Here is an 18884-nt window from a genome sequence, read left to right on the forward strand (position 1 = left end):
CAGCGGACGACGGCCATGACTTCAGCCTCGATTCCGACGGCAAAGGGCGCGCAGGCGCCTTTTGCCGTTCGGCGCAACAGCCCGGGCGTGCTGCCCGGTTTCGGCATTTCCATGGGCTACGCGGTGCTGTACCTGAGCGTGCTCGTGTTGATTCCCCTGGCGGCGCTGCCGATCAAGAGCGCCTCGCTGGGCTGGCAGGGCTTCTGGGACGCGGTTACGGCGCCACGGGTGCTGGCCTCCTATCAGCTCACCTTCGGCGCCTCGCTGCTGGCGGCGCTGGTGAACCTGGTGTTCGGCACCATCGTGGCCTGGGTGCTGGTGCGCTACCGCTTTCCCGGCAAGAAGATCCTGGACGCGCTGGTGGATCTGCCGTTCGCGCTGCCCACCGCCGTGGCCGGCATCGCCCTGACCGCGCTGTACGCCGAAAAGGGCTGGCTGGGCGCGCCGCTGGCCAACTGGTTCGGCCTGAAGGTGGCGTTCACGCCGCTGGGCATCGTGATCGCGCTGATCTTCATCGGCGTGCCGTTCGTGGTGCGCACGGTGCAGCCGGTGCTGGAAGACATCGAGCGCGAAATCGAGGAGGCCGCCGCCAGCCTTGGCGCCGATCGCTGGCAGACCATCCGCCGCGTGCTGCTGCCGACCCTGTTGCCGGCGCTGATGACCGGCTTCGCGCTGGCGTTCGCCCGCGCCGTCGGGGAGTATGGCTCGGTGGTTTTCATCGCCGGCAACATGCCGATGGTGTCCGAGATCACGCCGCTGCTGATCATCGCCAAGCTGGAGCAGTTCGACTACGCCGGCGCCGCCGCCATCGCCACCGTGATGCTGGTGCTGTCGTTCGTGCTGCTTTTCGTCATCAATCTGCTGCAGGGCTGGCAGGCCCGTCGCGGCCTGGGGAGACAGGCATGAGCTTTGTTGACCGTCCCGCGCACCTGACCGAGCCGCGCTGGGTGCGCGGCATTCTGCTGTTCCTGGCGCTGGGCTTTCTGGCGCTGTTTCTGTTGGTGCCGCTGGCCGCGGTGTTCTACGAAGCATTCCGCAAAGGCTGGGCGCTCTACCTGGAAGCGATCGTCGAGCCGGACGCCCTGGCCGCGATCCGCCTGACCTTGCTGGTGGCGGCGATCGCCTTGCCCGTCAATCTGGTGTTCGGGGTGGCCGCGGCCTGGGCCATCACCAAGTTCCAGTTCCGCGGCAAGCAGTTCCTCATCACGCTGATCGACCTGCCGTTCTCGGTGTCGCCGGTGGTGGCCGGCCTGGTGTTCGTGCTGCTGTTCGGCACCCAGGGCTGGTTCGGCGGCTGGTTGCAGGCGCACGACCTGAAGATCGTCTACGCCGTGCCCGGCATCATCCTGGCCTCGCTGTTCGTGACCTTTCCCTTCGTCGCGCGCGAGCTGATTCCGCTGATGCAGGCGCAGGGCAGCGAGGAAGAACAGGCCGCGCTGACGCTGGGCGCGAACGGCTGGCAGATCTTCTGGCGGGTGACGCTGCCGAACATCAAGTGGGGCCTGCTGTACGGCGCCATTCTCTGCAATGCGCGGGCCATGGGCGAGTTCGGCGCGGTGTCGGTGGTGTCGGGCCAGATCCGCGGCCTGACCAACACCATGACCCTGCATGTGGAGATTCTCTACAACGAATACCAGTATTCGGCGGCATTCGCGGTGGCCTCGCTGTTGGCGCTGTTGGCGTTGGTGACGCTGGTGGCCAAGAACGTGGTCGAGTGGCGCAACGCGCGCTACCTGAAGGCGGCGGAGCTGCCGGTCGAGTATCCCGGGCCGGCGACGGCCATCAAGCCGGCCGTCGCCTGACGCGGCCAGCCAGACGGAGACAAGCATGAGTATCGAGGTTCGCAATCTATCCAAGCGCTTCGGCCAGTTCCGCGCGCTCAATGACGTATCGCTGCACATCGAGACGGGCGAGCTGGTGGCGCTGCTGGGGCCTTCGGGCTGCGGCAAGACCACGCTGTTGCGCATCATCGCCGGGCTGGAATCGGCCGACACGGGCAGCGTGCTGTTCGCCGGCGAGGACGCCACCGCGGTGGACGTGCGCCAGCGCCAGGTCGGTTTCGTGTTCCAGCACTACGCGCTGTTCAAGCACATGACGGTGTTCGAGAACGTTGCCTTCGGCCTGCGCGTCAAGCATCGCTCGCAGCGGCCGCCGGAAGACCAGATCCGGCGCAAGGTGCATGACCTGCTCAACCTGGTGCAGCTCGATTGGCTGGCGGACCGCTACCCGGCGCAACTGTCGGGCGGCCAGCGCCAGCGTATCGCGCTGGCGCGCGCGCTGGCGGTGGAGCCGCGCGTGTTGCTCCTGGACGAGCCGTTCGGCGCGCTCGACGCCAAGGTGCGCAAGGAGCTGCGCCGCTGGCTGCGTCGCTTGCACGATGAGCTGAACGTGGCCAGCGTGTTCGTCACCCACGACCAGGAAGAGGCGCTGGAAGTGGCCGACCGCGTGGTGCTGATGAACGCCGGCAGGATCGAACAGGTCGGCACCCCGCGCGAGGTCTGGGAAGGACCGGCCACGCCGTTCGTCTACGGTTTCCTGGGCGACGTCAACCAGTTGCAAGGCGTCGCGAGCCGCGGCGTCTGGGAGGGGGCGGGACTGTCGCTGCCTGCGCCAGAACTGGCGCAGGCCGAGGCGCAGCGCGCCACCGCTTATGTGCGGCCGCACGAATTCGACATCGAGCGCTACCGCGAGGGTGGCGCGGGCATCCCGGTGCGTCTCTCCCATGCCTACCTGGCCGGCCCCAGCGCCTACCTGGAATTGGCCAGCCAGGATTCCGACGCCGTCATCGAGGCCGAGGTGCCCGAGCATCTCTATCGCGAACTGGCGCTGCGCGATGGCGACATCCTGCTGGCCCGCCCGCGCCGGGCGCGTGTCTTCGCGGTGCAAGCATGACGGCCGTCGATCTCGCCGCCGGCCTGGCGCCGGCCCTTGCGGTTCGCTGGCACGAACTGATCGCGCGGCTGGCGGACGCGCGCCAGCGCTATCCCGACGCGGCGCTGGCCTCGTCGCTGGCGGCCGAGGACATGGTGCTGACGCACGCCATCTACAGCGCCGGCCTGGACCTGGAGGTCTTCACGCTGGACACCGGCCGGCTGCACGCGGAAACGCTGGGCGTGCTGGACGCGGTGCGCGAACGCTACGGACGCGAGATCACCGTGTATCGACCCGATTCCGGGGCGGTCGAGCGCCATGTGGCCGAGCACGGCGCCTACGCCTTCTACGAGAGCGTCGAGCTGCGCAAGGCCTGTTGCCAGATCCGCAAGGTCGAGCCGCTCAAGCGCGCGCTGGCAGGACGCGGCGCCTGGATCACCGGGCAGCGGCGCGCGCAATCGACCACGCGCGGTGAACTGCACCTGGAAGAGGGCGACGCCACCTTCGGCCTCTACAAGTTCAACCCGCTGGCCGAATGGAGCGAAGAGGATGTCTGGGGCGTGATCCGCGGCCTGGGCATCCCCTACAACCCGCTGCACGACCAGGGCTATCCGTCCATCGGCTGTGAGCCCTGTACCCGCGCCATCCGCCCGGGCGAAGACCTGCGGGCCGGGCGCTGGTGGTGGGAGTCGTCGGACTCCAAGGAATGCGGCCTGCACGCAGGCAACCGGGTCATTGGCATCGTCGCGGAAAACACGCGCGCCTGACGCCCATCACGTATCAAGAATTCGTTTTAGGGGAATACCTATGTCCGCAGTGATTCAACGCAGCCACCTGGACTGGCTGGAATCGGAAGCCATTTTCATCATGCGCGAGGTGGCGGCCGAGAGCGAGAAGCCCGTGCTGCTGTTCTCGGGCGGCAAGGATTCGGTGGTGCTGCTGCGCCTGGCCGAAAAGGCCTTCCGGCCGGGGCGCTTTCCGTTCCCGCTGATGCACATCGACACCGGCCACAACTTCGACGAGGTCATCGCCTTCCGCGATGCTCGCGCGGCCGAGTTGGGCGAGACCCTGATCGTGCGCAGCGTGGAAGACTCGATCAAGCGCGGCAGCGTGGTGCTGCGGCGCGAGACCGACTCGCGCAATGCGGCGCAGGCCGTGACGCTGCTGGAGGCGATCGAGGAGTTCGGCTTCGACGCCTGCATCGGCGGAGCCCGCCGCGACGAGGAAAAGGCGCGCGCCAAGGAGCGCATCTTCTCGTTCCGCGACGAGTTCGGCCAGTGGGACCCCAAGGCCCAGCGCCCGGAACTGTGGAACCTGTTCAACACCAAGGTGCACCGCGGCGAGAACATGCGGGTGTTCCCGATCTCCAACTGGACCGAGCTGGACGTCTGGCAGTACATCCAGCGCGAACGGCTGGCGCTGCCGTCGATCTACTTCAGCCACGAGCGCGAGGTGGTGCGGCGCAAGGGCCTGCTGGTGCCGGTCACGCGCCTGACGCCGCCGCAGGACGGCGACACGGTCGAGCGCCTGTCGGTGCGTTTCCGCACCGTGGGCGATATCTCCTGCACCTGCCCGGTGGCCTCGGATGCCGCCGATACCGCCGCCATCATCGCCGAGACCGCGGTGACCGATATCACCGAGCGCGGCGCCACGCGCATGGACGACCAGACTTCCGAGGCCTCGATGGAGCGCCGCAAGAAGGAAGGCTATTTCTGATCGCACGAGTGGCCGGCGCCTGGCCGGCCGACAGGGGACGCATATGAACGCAGTAAACGATTCTTTTCTTTCGGGCGCCGACTCGGGCGTGCTGCGCCTGATCACCGCGGGATCGGTGGACGACGGCAAGTCGACGCTGATCGGCCGCCTGCTGTATGACAGCAAGGGCGTGTTCGCCGACCAGCTCGACGCCATCTCGCGCGCCAAGTACAAGCGCGTGGCCGAGGGCGGCATCGACTTCTCCCTGCTCACGGATGGCCTTGAGGCCGAGCGCGAGCAGGGCATCACCATCGACGTGGCCTATCGCTACTTCTCGACTCCGGCGCGCAAGTTCATCATCGCCGACGCGCCCGGCCACGAGCAGTACACCCGCAACATGGTGACCGGCGCATCGACCGCCGACGTGGCCGTGATCCTGATCGACGCCACCCGCGCCGCCGATGGCAAGCTGCTGCCGCAGACCAAGCGCCACAGCACCATCGCCCGCCTGCTGGGCATCCGCCACATCGTGGTGGCCGTCAACAAGATGGACCTGGTGGATTGGGACCCGGCCGTGTTCGAGCGTATCCGCGCCGCCTATGCCGACCTGGCGGGCAAGCTCGGCATCGCTCACTTCGACGCGCTGCCGTTGTCGGCGCTGAACGGCGACAACTTGGTGACGCGGTCGGACAAGACGCCTTGGTACTCGGGGCAACCGCTGCTGACGTTGCTGGAGTCGCTGGATCTGAGCGGCGACGGCGGCGCGGGTCCGCTGCGCTTTCCGGTGCAGTGGGTGGCGCGCCACGATGGCAATCGCAAGGACGATTTCCGCGGCTATGCCGGCCGCATCGCCAGCGGCGTGCTGCGTCCCGGCGACGAGATCGCGGTGCAGCCGTCGGGCGTGACCGCGCGCGTGCAGGAAGTGCGGTTGTTCGATCGGGCACTCGATGAAGCGGTGGCGGGCGACTCGGTCACGCTGGTGCTGGACCGCGACGTCGATGTCTCGCGCGGCGACGTGATCGTGCACGCGGCGGCGCCGGCGCAGGTCGCGCGCGAATTCGAGGCGGAGCTGTGCTGGCTCGATGCGCAGGCGCTCAACCCCGCGCGCAAGTATCTGCTCAAGCATGGCACGCGACTGACGTCGGCGAAGATCCGCGCGGTGCTCTCGCATCGCGACATCCACGAACTGCAGGAAGTGGAGAACACCGAAGGCACGCTGCGCATGAACGACATCGGTCGCGTTGCATTCACCACGCGCGAGTCGTTGGCGGTCGATCGATACGCCGATGTGCCCGCCACCGGCGCCTTCATCCTGATCGACGAAGCCACGCATCAGACCGCGGCGGCAGGCATGCTTCGGTAAACCGCAAGTCGGGGCGGGAAGGGCCCGCCCCGCACCGGTTTTTGGGTGTTGTTTTTATTCCAAACCCAATGCCGGCGCGGGTTTCCGGGCGATATCGCAACATGAAATCGAATTGTCCGGACGCCGTCTTCGTCTTGCGGTAAAGTGGGGCTGTCTTACGAAAAGGCTTTTGGTGCTTGTCAAAACCACTGTGTTTTTGTACAGTTGTTTTCATGGCACGCACCGATCATTCTTTTCCCGCCGGTTCTGGGTCCCCGGCTGCCGCCCCCGCCGCCTTGCGCGGTCGGGGTGCGGTTACTAATGTTCGGCATCGCTTCCAGAAAGACGATCGCGTGCAAGTCGACGATGGCTGGTCCGCTTCGGGCCTCCCGGCCGATTTCGTTGATGCCGTCCCCAATACTTCCGTCATCCCCATCCTGCCCGATGTCCGCCGGGCGCCTGCGGCCCCCAAGACCACCGTCACCGCCGAAGAAGCCCGCAAGATCCTGTCGCGCAACGATTCGCCCGACATCCCCTTCGACGTGGCCGTCAATCCCTACCGTGGCTGCGAGCATGGCTGCGTCTATTGCTACGCCCGTCCCACCCATTCCTACCTGGGCTATTCCCCCGGCCTCGATTTCGAGACGCGGCTGGTGGCCAAGGCCAACGCCGTAGAGGCGCTGCGGGCGGAAATCAGCCGTCCTGGCTACAAGCCGTCGCCCATCAACATCGGATCGGCCACCGACGCCTACCAGCCCATCGAGCGCGACTGGCGCCTGACGCGCGGCATGCTCGAGCTGATGCTCGAGACCCGCCACCCCCTCACCATCGTCACCAAGAACGCCCTGGTGGCGCGCGACCTCGACCTCCTGGCGGCGTTGGCCGAACAGAACCTCGTGGTCGTCTACATGAGCATCACCACGCTGGACGCCGACATGGCCCGCACGCTCGAGCCGCGCGCCGCGGCGCCGTGGCGCCGCCTGGAGGCCGTGCGCAGCCTGACCGCCGCCGGCGTGCCGGTCGGCGTGCTGGTGGCGCCCGTGATCCCCTTCATCAACGATGACGCCATGGAACACATCCTGCAGGAGTCCAAGGCGGCCGGTGCGCACTACGCCAGCTACACCGTCATCCGCCTGCCCTGGGAAGTCAAAACGCTGTTCGAGGACTGGCTCAACGCCCATTTCCCCGACCGTGCGCAGCGCGTGCTCCACCGTATCGAAGACCTGCGCAACGGCCGCCGCAACGATCCCAACTTCGGTTCGCGCATGCGGGGCACCGGCATCTGGGCCGACCTGCTGCGCCAGCGCTTCGCCGTGGCCACCCGCAAGCTTGGCCTGAACCGCCACCGGCTTGCCCTCGACTGCGACCGTTTCCTGGCCCCGGCGCCCGCCGGTGGTTCGGCCGCCTTGTTCCCGCCAGCCGCTGCCGGCGCTCCCGTTTTCCCATCCCCGGCTGACGCGAAAGCGTCTTCAGGGGTCCCTTTTGCCAGTGCCTTGCCGGTTGCCGGCGCCTACGGGCGCGGCGCGCGCCAGTTGCGCGCGATGGTCGCCGGGCAGTTGTCGTTGTTCGATTGACCCACGGCCCAGCCTTGGGTCGCCGCCGCGGCGTGTCGCCGCGGTTCTTGATCGCGTTATTAGGAGTTCCTCATGAACACCGCTCAGCTTTCCGTCCTGCCGGATGATCTCGCCGTTGTTTCCCTGACGCCGCTGCGCCGTGCGGCGCAACGCGCCCGCGCCATCTATGCGCGCTTCGCGGGGCTGGCCATGCCCGGGTCGGCCACGCCGGCGAGCAGCCATGCGAGGGGCGCCGTATCCATCGATCTTGCGGTGCCCGCCGCTGACGGCGTGGCGACGCCCGCGGAAGTCGAGCCGCGCAAGCGGGCGGGCACGCTGCCCGGCCGGTGGCCGTTTCCGCCGGCGGCGGTCGACGCCCTGCCGGTCGGCAACGTCGTCCAGGCGCCCCGCGAGCGCAGCCTGGGCAACGCCACGGTCGAACCGGTGTCGGATCAGGTCAGCGTGAAAAGCATGGTCGTGGACGTGGTGCTGGTGCTGGCGTGGGGCGCGATGATTCCCGCCCTCATGTGGTTGGGCGTGGCCGGCGGCTTTTGAGAGCAGGCCGGCGCCGGAGTCCGAAACCGGCAGGATGGCTGCACGGAAGGTGGCGCCGGTTCCAGCACCGGGCCGGGGCTTTTCAGGTCGAGCCCAGCAGCACGACGCCCGCCAGGATCGACAGGCAGCCCGCAAGACGGCCGGGGCCGACTTTCTCGCGCAGCAGGAACATGCCTGCCAGCGTGCCCAGCATCATCGACATTTCCCGCGCCGGCGCCACCAGGCTCAGCGGCGCGCCATTGCGCAGCGCATACAGCACCAGGATGTAGCCCAGTGGCGACAGCAGTCCCACCGCCAGGGCCAGATGCCAGTGGCCGCGCATCAGTTCCCACGCCTGCGCGCGGCGCTTTACCATGTGCGGGGTCATCATCGCGGTGCGGGTGACACAGGTGAACCAGTCGAACAGCACCGGGCTGATCAGCAGCACCTTGACGCCATAGGCATCCACCACGGTGTAGGCGGCGATGAACAGGCCGATCACCATGCCCCAGCGCACGCCCACCCAGGCCTGCGCGTTGCGGAAGATCGCCAGCCGTCCCTGGGTGGCGATCAGCAGCACCCCGATCACCACGCAGAGCATGCCGGCAATGCCGGTGGCGGTGGCCGGTTCGCGCAGCAGCAGGAAGGCGCCAGTCGTGGAGAGCAGGGGGCCGGTGCCCCGGGCGATCGGGTACACCACAGACAGGTCGGCCACCTGATAGCCGCGCTGCAGGCACAGGCTGTAGCCCAGATGCAACAGGCTGGATGTCAGGATCGCCCCCACCACGGGCCAGGTCCAGGTCATGCCGTCGTGCAGCAGCACCCAGATCACCCACGGCGCATACAGTACCGAAGCGCACAGGCCGTAGGCGAACACGAACGGAGCGCCCACCATGGCCGCGCGCTTGGCAAGCAGATTCCACGTTGCGTGGGCCATCGCCGCCAGGACGACCAATAACAGGGACGAGTACGACATGAGGGGAACAGCGTCTTATGACGTGTTTGTTACAGAAACCGCTAGGGTACCGCAAACCTGCGGGCAGGGCGCCATGTTACCTGAGGCATCCGCCAATTTTTGGTGTAGAATCATTGGTTTGCCAAATCTCATCCTCTGCTTGCGGTACATGGCCTGGCCTTTTTGGCAGGCGTGAACAACATCGAACGGCAAAGCGCTTTAGTCCGCAAAGGCATGATGATCTAGGAGTTCTCAATGAACCTTATCGCTATCCTGGAACAGGAAGAGATTGCCCGCCTGACCGGCGGCCAAGCCAAGCCTGAATTTGCTCCCGGTGACACCGTCATCGTGAGCGTGAACGTCGTTGAAGGCACCCGCAAGCGCGTGCAGGCTTTCGAAGGCGTCGTGATCGCCAAGCGCAACCGCGGCCTGAACTCCGCGTTCACCGTGCGCAAGATTTCGTCGGGTGAAGCCGTGGAACGTACGTTCCAGCTCTACTCGCCGCAAATCGCCGGCATCGAAGTCAAGCGCCGCGGCGACGTGCGCCGCGCCAAGCTGTACTACCTGCGCAACCGCTCGGGCAAGTCGGCGCGTATCAAGGAAAAGCTGGTCAGCAAGCAAGCCTCGGCGGCTTGATCGCTTATCGGCACACGGCCCCACCAGTGTCGGACGCACACGCCATCCAGCGTTTTCGTTCGGCACGGGTTTCCGGGTTAAAAAGGCACCTGCGAGGGTGCCTTTTTCTTTTTTGAAAAGCCGTATGTCTGATTCCTCGTCTTCCGCTCGGCCGCGACGGCCATTGGCGCGCCCCGGATTTGATCCGGCGTCGCAACCCTGGGTCGTCGCCAACGATTCTCTGCCGGCGGTGCCGTCCGGCCTGCTCACGCCCGACCAGCTGCGCGGCACGCTCAGCCAGCCTTCCACCTGGACGCTTGAGCTCTCGCGCGACAACGATCTGCGCTATCCCGGCCGCGAAGGCGCGCCGGTGCCGGCGGCCGTGCTGATTCCGCTGGTGACCCGTGATGACGGCGTGCACATCATGCTGACTCAGCGCGCGGCGCATTTGCATGATCACGCCGGCCAGATCAGCTTTCCGGGTGGCCGCATCGAGACCAGCGACGCCACCCCGATCGCCGCGGCGTTGCGCGAGGCACAGGAGGAAACCGGGCTGCCGGCCAACCACGTCGAGGTGTTGGGCAGCATGCCGCCGTACCTGACGGCCACCGGTTTCTCGATCATTCCCGTGGTGTCGCTGGTGACCCCGGGCTTCCAGTTGGCGCCGGACGCGTTCGAAGTGGCCGAGGTGTTCGAGGTGCCGCTGTCTTTCCTGATGGACCCGGCCAATCACCGCCTGTACGAGGCGCGGCTCGAGGATGGTCGGGTGCGCCACTATTACGGCATGCCCTATGGCCGCCACTTCATCTGGGGCGCCACCGCCGGCATGCTGCGCAACCTCTATCACCTGCTGCGCAACGGCTTGCAGCCGCGTTGACAAGGCGGGCGCGCGATTGCTGCGCCCCTCGTGCGCCGCCTCGCGGGTCGCTCAATACCGCTGTTGTCCCGCCAGGTTCTCGTCCAGGATGCGCAGATATAGCGCGTAGCGGGCCGGATCGATCGCGCCCGCGTCCAGCGCCGCGACCACGCCGCAGCCCGGCTCATGGCGATGGGTGCAGTTGTAGAAGCGGCAGGATTCGATCGGCTGGGTGAACTCCGGAAAGCCGCGGATGATGTCCTCGCGGCTCAGGTGTTGCAGGCCGAAGGCCTGGAACCCCGGCGAGTCGATCAGGTCGCCGCCCGGTGCGGGCAGGTGATAGAGGCGGGTGCTGGTGGTGGTGTGCTTGCCCATGTCCAGCGCGGTCGAGTGCTCGCGGGTGGGCGCGGCGGCGTCCGGCACCAGCGCGTTCAGCAGCGTCGACTTGCCCATGCCGCTTTGTCCCAGCAGCAGGTTGGTGCGGCCGGCCAGGCGCGGCGCCAGCAGCGCGTGGACCTTTTCGGGTTCGAGCGCGCTCAGTTCGATGATGTCCACGCCGAGCGCGGCGATTGGCGCCAGGCGGGCGCGGGCCGCGGGCAGGGCGTCGACGATGTCGGTCTTGTTCAGGATGATCAACGGCGCGATGCCGGCGCTCCAGGCGCCGGCCAGCGCGCGGCCGGTGAGATCGTCGGAGAAGGTCGGCTGCACCGCCACCACGATCAGCAACTGGTCGACGTTGGAGGCGAACTGCTTGGACCGCATTTCGTCGGAGCGGTACAGCAGATTGCGCCGCGGCAGGATCGCATCGATGGCGCCCTCGTCCAGACCCTGGGGCGTGATGCGGACGCGGTCGCCGACTGTCGCGCCGGCTTTCTTGCCGCGGGGGAAGCACTTGCGCAGGCTGCCATCGGCCAGCTCGACGGTGTAGTGACGGCCATGCGCCGCGATGATGCGGCCTTCGTTGGCGGCGTCGCCGCGCCCGCCCGCCTGGGGCGCGTCCTGGAAGGCGGTCTTGTTCCGGTCGTTCATGCTCATGCCGCGGGCGCCGTCAGGTGGCGGATGCGCACGGCGGCGGGGGGGTGGCTGTCGTAGAAGGCGGAGTGCACGGGATCGGGCGTCAGGGTGGCGGCGTTGTCGTCGTAGAGTTTGACCAGGGCGGAGACAAGGCGATCGGGCGAGCTCTGCTCGGCCGCGTAGCGGTCGGCCTCGAACTCGTCGCGGCGCGAATACCAGCTGGCCAGCGGCGTGAAGACGAAGGTGAAAACGGGGATGGCCAGGAAGAACAGCAGCAGCGCCATGGCGTCGTTGCGGCCGCCCAGTTGGGGCAGTACCCCCAGGCCGACGTAGAACCAGGGTTGCTGGGCGACCCAGCCCAGGATGGCGAAAAAGCCCAGCGCGGCAGCGAAGCTGAAGACGATGCGCTTGATGATGTGGCGCTTGGCGAAATGGCCCAGTTCGTGGGCCAGCACGGCCTCGATCTCGTCGGCGTTCAGGCGCGCCAGCAGCGTGTCGAAGAACACGATGCGGCGCGAGCGGCCGAAGCCGGTGAAATAGGCGTTGCCGTGGGCGGAACGGCGCGAGCCGTCCATCACGAACAGGCCGTTGAGCGCAAAGCCGCAGCGCTGCGCCAGGCGCTGGATACGGCCGGCCAGCTCCGGATCGGACAGTGGGGTGAATTTGTTGAACAGCGGCGCGATGAACATCGGATAGACGATGAGCAGCGCCAGGTTGAACACCGTCCACAGCGCCCAGGCCCAGATCCACCAGTACTGGCCCGCGCTGCCCATCAGCCACAGCACCGCGGCCGCCAGCGGCAGCCCCAGCACCGCCGCCACCAGCAGCCCCTTGGCCGCGTCGGAGATGAACAGCTCGGGCGTCATGCGGTTGAAACCGAAGCGGGCTTCCAGCTTGAATTGCCGCCACAGCGTGAAGGGCAACCCCAGCAGGCCCAGCAGCAGCGCCACGGCCACCAGCAGCAACATCTGGCGCAGGAAGTCGTTGCTGGTAAGCTGGCCTACCCACATGTCGATGACCTGCAGGCCGCCCATCAGCGTCAGGCAGATCAGCAGGATGGCATCATAGGTGCGTTCGAACATGCCCAGCCTGACCCTGGCGACCGTGTAATCGGCGGCGCGCTGATGGCTCGCCAGGCCGATCCGGTGGGAGAATTCCGGCGGCACCTGGTCGCGATGGCGCGCCACGTGGCGGATCTGGCGACTGGCCAGCCACATGCGCACGGCAATATCGGTCAGCAGGAAGGCAACGAACAGCAATGTGAACATGGGCGATGCGGCCGGCTCAAATGGGTATGTGCGAAAATCGCGGGTTTGAAAATCGCGTCTTTTATAGGCAAATTATATGGCTGTGAACGAAAACCGCCTGGTCTGGCTCGACATGGAAATGACCGGCCTGGACCCTGAAAAAGAACGCATCATCGAGGTCGCCGTGGTGGTGACCGAGGCCGACCTGACCGTGGTCGCCGAAGGCCCCGTGCTGGTTGTGCACCAGTCCGACAGCCTGCTCGACGCCATGGACAACTGGAACAAATCCACTCATGGCAAGAGCGGCCTGATCGACAAGGTCCGCGCATCGACAATTTCCGAGGCGCAGGCAGAGGATACGCTGTTGGCGTTTCTTGCGCAGCACGTGCCGGCCGGCAAGTCGCCTCTGTGCGGCAACACCATCAGCCAGGACCGCCGATTCATGTTTGCTTACATGCCGCGCCTGGAACAGTTCTTCCACTACCGCAACCTGGATGTCAGCACGCTCAAGGAACTGGCGCGCCGCTGGGCGCCGGCCGTGTACAAGGGTTTCGAGAAGAAGAGCCGTCACGAGGCGTTGGCCGACATCTATGAATCGATCGACGAACTGAAGTATTACCGCGAACACTTCCTGAAGGTGTAAACCGCCCCGACGTGGCGGCCTCGCCCGCCAATCGCCATGCCAAGCTCCCATCCCGTCGCCCGGATCCGGGCCGCCGAGCGCCAGGCATTGGCCGAGGGCCGGCGCCTGATGCCGCTGGCGGGCGCCGCCGCGGCCCGCTTCGTGGCCGCGCGCGTGCCGCCCGGCGCCTCGGTGCTGGCGCTGGCCGGGCCCGGCAACAATGGCGGCGATGCCCTGGTGGCGGCGACGGACCTGCGGCAAATGGGGTTTGAGGTGCGGGTCGTGATGCCCAAGGGCGCGCAGGGCCTGCCCGCCGACGCCGCCCGCGCCTACGCGGGTTGGATCGCCGCAGGCGGTTCGACCGAAATCGCCCTCGACTCGCAGCGGGCGCCGGATCTGGTCATCGATGGGCTGTTTGGTATCGGCCTGAACCGTCCCCTGGGGGCTGATTGGCAGGCGCTGGTCGATCAGGTCAATGGCTGGGGAGTGCCGATCCTGGCGCTTGACGTGCCCAGCGGCCTGGATGCCGACACCGGGGCGAGGCTGGGGCGCCCGATCCTTGCTCGTTGGACACTATCTTTCATCGCCCGGGCCAGGGGCCTCACTCAGCCCGGCGCGGCGCTTGCCGTTGGCGAATCCCATGTTGACGCGTTGGGCGTGGCGATACCGCAAGCCGGCGACGGCGGCTGAGCCGCTGTCTTACGCCGGACGTCCGCCGAAGCGCGTGGCGATGTCGGCGGCCAGTGGCACGTAGCGTTCGTTGTCGCGGCCGGCCAGGGCGCCCAGGTGGGCTTCCGAGGCGTCGAACACCTGCCAGTAGATGCGGCCGCAGAGTTCGCGCGCCGCGTGGCCGGGCCAGTTATCCGGCAGCATCGGGCCGGGTAGCTGCGGATCGTGCAACACGATCCGGCGCCAATTGTGCAGCAGCATGACCCGCGCGATGAACGCGTCGGAAGGCGTTGGCGGCGTTTCCAGCAGTTTTTCCAGTGGCCCGAAATTCCGGCTGAACTGCCGGTATTGCTCGGCCACGTCTTCCAGGTTCCAGCATTGCGACGCGAGGCTCGCGATCGGCAGGCCGCCGGCGCCCGCCAGATCGCGCGCCGACAGCACCAGCGCCTTGTCCGGAATGCCCAGCTTTTCGAGGATGTCGTGCGCCGCGCGCGCCTCGGTGTGCGGATGGGCGAACAGCCCGGGCGCGACCATGCCGAATCCTTCCCACACCAGCTCGCGACGCAGTTCCGCGCGCTCGGCCAGGCCATTGCCAGTGCGCGGTAGCGCCACCAGCGTCCATTCTCCGCTCCACTCCCGCGGCGCGCCTTCGTAAATGCGCTGCGACGCATGCGCCGTGTGGCGCAGGCCCTGCTCGGAGATCAGATACAGGCTGCGGCGGCCATGGCGTTCGGATTGCAGCCAGTTCTGCGCGACCAGCCGGAACACGCTGGTGCGCAGCAGGCGCTCGTTGATGCCCAGGGGCGCCAGCAATTCGATCAGGTCGCCGAGCCAGATGGCGCCGCCATGGGGCGCCAGGGCGTCCCCCAGCAAGCTGACGCAAAGCGATTTGGCGCGCGGTGGATCGCTCTTGATGAGGCGGGACAGGTAACGGTCCAGGGGCGACTGAGGGTTTGCCATAAGGGGGGCCGCAAGGGGCCGATATCGGGATCCTCAATATGATACATAAATCCAATGTGATACAGATTTGAGTTTGACAATGGATTTTTTGTATTAAATAATCCGCCTATGACATGACGGCCCTGCGCGGCGTTTGCTTTGCGCTATCGCAAACCGTCTCAAGGAGACAACCATGTACGCTCAACTCGTCGAAACCGGCGTCAAGCAGGTCAAGACCGCGGACCAGCTCGAAGGCCGTGAACAGACGTTCCAGCGCCGCATCGACGAAGGCGTGCGGATCGAGGCCAAGGACTGGATGCCCGAGGCCTACCGCAAGACCCTGGTGCGCCAGATCTCGCAGCACGCCCACTCCGAAATCGTGGGCATGCTGCCCGAAGGCAACTGGATCACGCGCGCCCCGTCGCTCAAGCGCAAGGCCATCCTGCTGGCCAAGGTGCAGGACGAAGCCGGCCACGGCCTCTACCTCTACAGCGCCGCCGAGACCCTGGGCGTGTCGCGCGACGACCTGATCGACGACCTGCATGCCGGCCGCGCCAAGTACTCCAGCATCTTCAATTACCCCACGCTCAGTTGGGCCGATATCGGCATGATCGGCTGGCTGGTCGACGGCTCGGCCATCATCAACCAGATCCCGCTGTGCCGTTGCTCCTACGGTCCCTACGCCCGCGCCATGGTGCGCGTCTGTAAGGAGGAGTCCTTCCACCAGCGCCAGGGCTACGACCTGCTGATGCAGATGTGCCTGCACGGCACGCCCGAACAGAAGGCCATGGTGCAGGACTCGCTGAACCGCTGGTGGTGGCCGGCCCTCATGATGTTCGGCCCGTCGGATGCCGACTCTCCCAACAGCGCCCAGTCGATGGCCTGGAAGATCAAGCTCTTCTCCAACGACGAGCTGCGCCAGAAGATGGTCGACCAGACCGTGCCGCAGGCCGAATACCTGGGCCTGACCATTCCCGATCCCGAACTGAAGTGGAACGCCGAGCGCGGCCACTACGACTTCGGCGAAATCGACTGGGCCGAGTTCTACGCCGTGCTAAAGGGCAATGGCCCGTGCAACCGCGAGCGCCTGGCGGCGCGCGTCAAGGCGCACGAAGACGGCGCCTGGGTGCGCGAGGCGCTGGTCGCCTACGCCGACAAGCAGGCCGAGCGCAAGGCGGCCTGAGCCTTGGCCGGGCGGCGCCCGGCCTTCCAACTCCTTACCCATCCAATACCCGGGGCGCCACGCGCGCCCGGCATCCGAGGATATCCATCATGAGCAAAGACTGGCCTCTGTGGGAAGTGTTCATCCGCAGCCAGCACGGCCTGGCGCACAAGCACGTCGGCAGCCTGCACGCGCCCGACGCCGAAATGGCGATCAACCACGCCCGCGACGTCTACACCCGCCGCAACGAAGGCCTGAGCATCTGGGTGGTGCGGGCTTCCGACATTTCCGCCAGCAGCCCGGGCGACAAGGATCCCTTGTTCGAGCCGGCCAACAGCAAGGTCTACCGGCATCCCACGTTCTTTCCGATGCCTGAAGAAATCAAGCACATGTAAGGCGGCGGGGGAGACATGGACAAGACTTTCTTCGAATACCTGCTGCGCCTGGGCGACACCACGCTGATCCTGTCGCAACGCCTGGGCGCCTGGACCGGCCACGGCCCGATCCTGGAAGAGGACCTGGCGCTGACCAACACCGCGCTCGACCTGCTGGGCCAGGCCCGCATGTGGCTGACGCTGGCCGGCGAGGTGGAAGGCGCCGGCCGCGACGAGGACGCGCTGGCCTATCTGCGCGATGCCCATCAGTTCCACAATGCGCTGCTGGTCGAACGGCCCAACGGCAACTATGCCGACACCATGGCGCGCCAGTTCCTGTTCGACGTCTGGCACTACTTCCTCTTGCAGCGCCTGGCGCAATCGTCGGACGAGCGCGTGGCCGGCATCGCCGCCAAGTCGCTCAAGGAAGTGACCTACCACGTGCGCCGTTCGTCGGACATGGTGGTGCGCCTGGGCGATGGCACCGAGACCAGCCACGCCAGGATGCAGGCGGCGATCGACGACGCCTGGCGCTTCACCGGCGAGCTGTTCACCGACGACGCGATCGACCAGGACATGGCGGCGCGCGGCATCGGCTGTGAGCTGGCCGCGCTGCGCGCGCCGTGGGAACAGCATGTGCGCGAAGTGCTCGAGGAAGCCACGCTGACCGTGCCGGACTCCGCCGCCGCAAACCACCCGGCCCACCGTGGCGGCCGCCAGGGCCGTCACACCGAGGAACTGGGCTACGTGCTGGCGGAAATGCAGTACCTGCCGCGCGCCTATCCGGGAGCCAAGTGGTGAACGCCGTCGCGCCCGCGTCCATCGAGCAGGTCTACGCCTGGCTGCAGGAGGTCCCCGATCCGGAGATCCCCGTGCTGTCGGTGGTGGACCTGGGCGTGGTGCGGGACGTCGCGTTCGAGGGTGACGCCTGCGTCGTCGTCATCACGCCGACCTACTCCGGCTGCCCCGCGATGCGCGAGATCACCGAAGACATCCGCCAGGTGCTGGCGCGCCACGGCATCGGCGAGGTGCGCGTCGAGACGCGCCTGTCGCCCGCCTGGACCACCGACTGGATGAGCGAGAAGGGCCGCGCCGCGCTCAAGGACTATGGCATCGCCGCGCCCGCGCAACAGGCCATCGACATCTCGGGCATCAGCCGGCGCAATGCCGGGCCCGCCATCGAGTGCCCGCGCTGCGGTTCGCGCGACACGCGCCTGGTCAGCAATTTCGGATCGACCTCGTGCAAGGCGCTGTACCGCTGCGTAAGCTGCCGCGAGCCGTTCGATTACTTCAAGACTCACTGAGAGTGGTTTCGAGAATGAGCCTGAACCAATTCCACCCCCTGAAAGTGGCCTCGGTGGCGCGCAACACGCGCGACGCGGTGGTCGTGACATTCGACCTGCCCGACACGCTGGCCGATGAATTCGCCTTCCTGCCGGGCCAATATTTGACGCTGCGCACGCAGCTCAACGGCGAGGAACTGCGCCGTTCCTATTCGATCTGTTCGGCGCCGCGCGACAAGCTGCTGCGCGTGGCGATCAAGAAGGTCGACGAGGGCGTTTTCTCGAGCTGGGCCAACCACGAGCTGCAGCCGGGCCAGACCCTGGAAGTGATGGCGCCGGCCGGCAACTTCACCGTCGACTTCTCGCCTGAAAACCAGCGCCACTACGTGGCATTCGCCGTCGGCAGCGGCATCACCCCGGTGTTCTCGCTGGTCAAGACCGCGCTGTCGACGGAGCCGAACAGCAAGTTCACCTTGTTCTTCGGCAACCGCGCCTCGTCGGCCGTGCTGTTCCGCGAAGAGATCGAGGACCTGAAGAACCTGTACATGGACCGCTTCTCGCTGGTCTACGTCATGAGCCGCGAAACCCAGGATATCGAGCTGTTCAACGGCCGCCTGGACGGCGACAAGGTCGACCAGTTGATGTCGGCCTGGATGAGCCCCGAGGATATCGACTACGCTTTTGTCTGCGGTCCGCAGACCATGACCGAGAGCGTGGTCGAGCGACTGCAGGCCCGCGGCATTCCGAAGGCGAACATCAAGTTCGAACTGTTCGGCGCCCCGAAGGGGCCGCGCGCGTTGCGCACGGGGCAGGACGCCCGCCAGGCGCCCGGCAAGGGCCAATGCGAGGTGACCGTGGTGCAGGACGGCCACAGCCGCAAGTTCGTGATCGACAAGAACAAAGACAGCGTGCTGGATTCGGCGCTGGCGCAAGGCATTGAGCTGCCGTATTCGTGCAAGGGCGGGGTGTGTTCCACCTGCCGCTGCAAGGTGGTCGAGGGCGAAGTGGACATGGATGCCAACTTCGCCCTGGAAGACTACGAAGTGGCGCGAGGCTTTATCCTGAGCTGCCAGAGCTTTCCGGTCAGCGACCGCCTGGTGATCGACTTCGACCAGGAAACCTGACCCGGCGCGCGCCAGTCAGACCCCCATTC

21 protein-coding genes are annotated in these 18884 nt (G+C 66.7%); 17 read left to right on the forward strand and 4 right to left on the reverse strand.

What is annotated here, in order from left to right; all coding sequences use genetic code 11:
• Positions 1-15: 15 nt before the first annotated feature.
• The 8 genes from cysT to SB816_RS18020 all read left to right on the forward strand — a co-directional run bounded on the left by cysT (position 16) and on the right by SB816_RS18020 (position 8016).
• Entirely contained in the window at positions 16-906 is an 891-nt protein-coding gene (gene cysT, locus SB816_RS17985) for a sulfate ABC transporter permease subunit CysT (protein ID WP_064526926.1), read from the forward strand.
• Positions 903-1802: a sulfate ABC transporter permease subunit CysW gene (gene cysW, locus SB816_RS17990; protein WP_049072367.1), complete on the forward strand. Its 900-nt coding sequence runs from the start codon at positions 903-905 to the stop codon at positions 1800-1802. The genes cysT and cysW overlap by 4 nt, the downstream gene beginning before the upstream one ends.
• Positions 1803-1827: 25 nt before the next feature.
• Entirely contained in the window at positions 1828-2892 is a 1065-nt protein-coding gene (locus tag SB816_RS17995; protein ID WP_175167622.1) for a sulfate/molybdate ABC transporter ATP-binding protein, read from the forward strand.
• Positions 2889-3638, forward strand: a complete 750-nt coding sequence (locus SB816_RS18000) for a phosphoadenylyl-sulfate reductase (protein WP_064526921.1) — start codon at positions 2889-2891, stop codon at positions 3636-3638. The genes SB816_RS17995 and SB816_RS18000 overlap by 4 nt, the downstream gene beginning before the upstream one ends.
• A gap of 40 nt (positions 3639-3678) precedes the next feature.
• Positions 3679-4587, forward strand: coding sequence for a sulfate adenylyltransferase subunit CysD (gene cysD / locus SB816_RS18005; protein ID WP_064526919.1), 909 nt, complete (start codon positions 3679-3681; stop codon positions 4585-4587).
• A gap of 43 nt (positions 4588-4630) precedes the next feature.
• Complete coding sequence (locus SB816_RS18010; protein ID WP_410547348.1) at positions 4631-5929, forward strand: sulfate adenylyltransferase subunit 1; 1299 nt, start codon at positions 4631-4633, stop codon at positions 5927-5929.
• A 212-nt stretch (positions 5930-6141) separates the two neighbouring features.
• On the forward strand, positions 6142-7482 hold the full coding sequence (locus tag SB816_RS18015; RefSeq protein ID WP_054501438.1) for a PA0069 family radical SAM protein: 1341 nt from the start codon (positions 6142-6144) through the stop codon (positions 7480-7482).
• Positions 7483-7554: 72 nt separating this feature from the next.
• Complete coding sequence (locus tag SB816_RS18020; RefSeq protein WP_054501437.1) at positions 7555-8016, forward strand: hypothetical protein; 462 nt, start codon at positions 7555-7557, stop codon at positions 8014-8016.
• Positions 8017-8098: 82 nt separating this feature from the next.
• Here SB816_RS18020 and SB816_RS18025 read toward each other — a convergent pair whose 3' ends face one another.
• A complete protein-coding gene (locus SB816_RS18025; protein WP_054501436.1) occupies positions 8099-8971 on the reverse strand; it encodes a DMT family transporter in 873 nt (290 codons plus the stop codon).
• 234 nt (positions 8972-9205) lie between these two features.
• Between SB816_RS18025 and rplS the strand changes: the two genes are divergently transcribed.
• Positions 9206-9586 carry a 50S ribosomal protein L19 gene (gene rplS / locus SB816_RS18030; RefSeq protein ID WP_006218237.1) on the forward strand — a complete coding sequence of 127 codons (381 nt, stop codon included), beginning with the start codon at positions 9206-9208 and terminating at the stop codon, positions 9584-9586.
• Between the two features lie 124 nt (positions 9587-9710).
• Positions 9711-10442: a CoA pyrophosphatase gene (locus SB816_RS18035; protein WP_054501435.1), complete on the forward strand. Its 732-nt coding sequence runs from the start codon at positions 9711-9713 to the stop codon at positions 10440-10442.
• Positions 10443-10493: 51 nt separating this feature from the next.
• Here the strand turns inward: SB816_RS18035 and rsgA are convergent, their stop codons facing one another.
• Entirely contained in the window at positions 10494-11456 is a 963-nt protein-coding gene (gene rsgA / locus SB816_RS18040) for a ribosome small subunit-dependent GTPase A (RefSeq protein WP_082401858.1), read from the reverse strand.
• Entirely contained in the window at positions 11453-12703 is a 1251-nt protein-coding gene (locus tag SB816_RS18045) for a M48 family metallopeptidase (protein ID WP_410547349.1), read from the reverse strand. Before SB816_RS18045 ends, rsgA begins: the two co-directional genes overlap by 4 nt.
• A gap of 76 nt (positions 12704-12779) precedes the next feature.
• On the opposite strand from SB816_RS18045, the gene orn reads away from it, so the two are divergent.
• Together orn and SB816_RS18055 are read left to right on the forward strand one after the other, a co-directional pair.
• Positions 12780-13325 carry an oligoribonuclease gene (orn, locus tag SB816_RS18050; RefSeq protein ID WP_026382789.1) on the forward strand — a complete coding sequence of 182 codons (546 nt, stop codon included), beginning with the start codon at positions 12780-12782 and terminating at the stop codon, positions 13323-13325.
• A gap of 36 nt (positions 13326-13361) precedes the next feature.
• Complete coding sequence (locus tag SB816_RS18055) at positions 13362-13994, forward strand: NAD(P)H-hydrate epimerase (RefSeq protein ID WP_175167623.1); 633 nt, start codon at positions 13362-13364, stop codon at positions 13992-13994.
• A 9-nt stretch (positions 13995-14003) separates the two neighbouring features.
• Here the strand turns inward: SB816_RS18055 and paaX are convergent, their stop codons facing one another.
• On the reverse strand, positions 14004-14933 hold the full coding sequence (gene paaX / locus SB816_RS18060; RefSeq protein ID WP_175167624.1) for a phenylacetic acid degradation operon negative regulatory protein PaaX: 930 nt from the start codon (positions 14931-14933) through the stop codon (positions 14004-14006).
• Between the two features lie 172 nt (positions 14934-15105).
• Here paaX and paaA point away from each other — a divergent pair, with 172 nt between their 5' ends.
• The 5 genes from paaA (at position 15106) to paaE (ending at position 18855) form a co-directional block, all read left to right on the forward strand.
• A complete protein-coding gene (paaA, locus tag SB816_RS18065; protein WP_049072388.1) occupies positions 15106-16095 on the forward strand; it encodes a 1,2-phenylacetyl-CoA epoxidase subunit PaaA in 990 nt (329 codons plus the stop codon).
• A gap of 89 nt (positions 16096-16184) precedes the next feature.
• Positions 16185-16469 carry a 1,2-phenylacetyl-CoA epoxidase subunit PaaB gene (gene paaB, locus SB816_RS18070; RefSeq protein ID WP_006388300.1) on the forward strand — a complete coding sequence of 95 codons (285 nt, stop codon included), beginning with the start codon at positions 16185-16187 and terminating at the stop codon, positions 16467-16469.
• Positions 16470-16484: 15 nt separating this feature from the next.
• A complete protein-coding gene (gene paaC, locus SB816_RS18075; protein WP_020924565.1) occupies positions 16485-17249 on the forward strand; it encodes a 1,2-phenylacetyl-CoA epoxidase subunit PaaC in 765 nt (254 codons plus the stop codon).
• Complete coding sequence (gene paaD / locus SB816_RS18080; protein ID WP_144655014.1) at positions 17246-17752, forward strand: 1,2-phenylacetyl-CoA epoxidase subunit PaaD; 507 nt, start codon at positions 17246-17248, stop codon at positions 17750-17752. Before paaC ends, paaD begins: the two co-directional genes overlap by 4 nt.
• A gap of 14 nt (positions 17753-17766) precedes the next feature.
• Entirely contained in the window at positions 17767-18855 is a 1089-nt protein-coding gene (gene paaE, locus SB816_RS18085) for a 1,2-phenylacetyl-CoA epoxidase subunit PaaE (RefSeq protein ID WP_054501431.1), read from the forward strand.
• Positions 18856-18884 lie beyond the last annotated feature (29 nt).

Origin of the sequence: Achromobacter sp. SIMBA_011 (assembly GCF_046535435.1) — a bacterium.
Lineage (GTDB): Bacteria > Pseudomonadota > Gammaproteobacteria > Burkholderiales > Burkholderiaceae_B > Achromobacter > Achromobacter dolens.

Excerpts from the sequence above, each read along its gene's own strand:
- cysT (WP_064526926.1), top strand. The coding sequence starts at position 16 with ATGACTTCAGCCTCGATTCCGACGGCAAAGGGCGCGCAGGCGCCTTTT.
- cysW (WP_049072367.1), top strand. The coding sequence starts at position 903 with ATGAGCTTTGTTGACCGTCCCGCGCACCTGACCGAGCCGCGCTGGGTG.
- SB816_RS17995 (WP_175167622.1), top strand. The coding sequence starts at position 1,828 with ATGAGTATCGAGGTTCGCAATCTATCCAAGCGCTTCGGCCAGTTCCGC.
- SB816_RS18000 (WP_064526921.1), top strand. The coding sequence starts at position 2,889 with ATGACGGCCGTCGATCTCGCCGCCGGCCTGGCGCCGGCCCTTGCGGTT.
- cysD (WP_064526919.1), top strand. The coding sequence starts at position 3,679 with ATGTCCGCAGTGATTCAACGCAGCCACCTGGACTGGCTGGAATCGGAA.
- SB816_RS18010 (WP_410547348.1), top strand. The coding sequence starts at position 4,631 with ATGAACGCAGTAAACGATTCTTTTCTTTCGGGCGCCGACTCGGGCGTG.
- SB816_RS18015 (WP_054501438.1), top strand. The coding sequence starts at position 6,142 with ATGGCACGCACCGATCATTCTTTTCCCGCCGGTTCTGGGTCCCCGGCT.
- SB816_RS18020 (WP_054501437.1), top strand. The coding sequence starts at position 7,555 with ATGAACACCGCTCAGCTTTCCGTCCTGCCGGATGATCTCGCCGTTGTT.
- SB816_RS18025 (WP_054501436.1), bottom strand. The coding sequence starts at position 8,971 with ATGTCGTACTCGTCCCTGTTATTGGTCGTCCTGGCGGCGATGGCCCAC.
- rplS (WP_006218237.1), top strand. The coding sequence starts at position 9,206 with ATGAACCTTATCGCTATCCTGGAACAGGAAGAGATTGCCCGCCTGACC.
- SB816_RS18035 (WP_054501435.1), top strand. The coding sequence starts at position 9,711 with ATGTCTGATTCCTCGTCTTCCGCTCGGCCGCGACGGCCATTGGCGCGC.
- rsgA (WP_082401858.1), bottom strand. The coding sequence starts at position 11,456 with ATGAGCATGAACGACCGGAACAAGACCGCCTTCCAGGACGCGCCCCAG.
- SB816_RS18045 (WP_410547349.1), bottom strand. The coding sequence starts at position 12,703 with ATGTTCACATTGCTGTTCGTTGCCTTCCTGCTGACCGATATTGCCGTG.
- orn (WP_026382789.1), top strand. The coding sequence starts at position 12,780 with ATGGCTGTGAACGAAAACCGCCTGGTCTGGCTCGACATGGAAATGACC.
- SB816_RS18055 (WP_175167623.1), top strand. The coding sequence starts at position 13,362 with ATGCCAAGCTCCCATCCCGTCGCCCGGATCCGGGCCGCCGAGCGCCAG.
- paaX (WP_175167624.1), bottom strand. The coding sequence starts at position 14,933 with ATGGCAAACCCTCAGTCGCCCCTGGACCGTTACCTGTCCCGCCTCATC.
- paaA (WP_049072388.1), top strand. The coding sequence starts at position 15,106 with ATGTACGCTCAACTCGTCGAAACCGGCGTCAAGCAGGTCAAGACCGCG.
- paaB (WP_006388300.1), top strand. The coding sequence starts at position 16,185 with ATGAGCAAAGACTGGCCTCTGTGGGAAGTGTTCATCCGCAGCCAGCAC.
- paaC (WP_020924565.1), top strand. The coding sequence starts at position 16,485 with ATGGACAAGACTTTCTTCGAATACCTGCTGCGCCTGGGCGACACCACG.
- paaE (WP_054501431.1), top strand. The coding sequence starts at position 17,767 with ATGAGCCTGAACCAATTCCACCCCCTGAAAGTGGCCTCGGTGGCGCGC.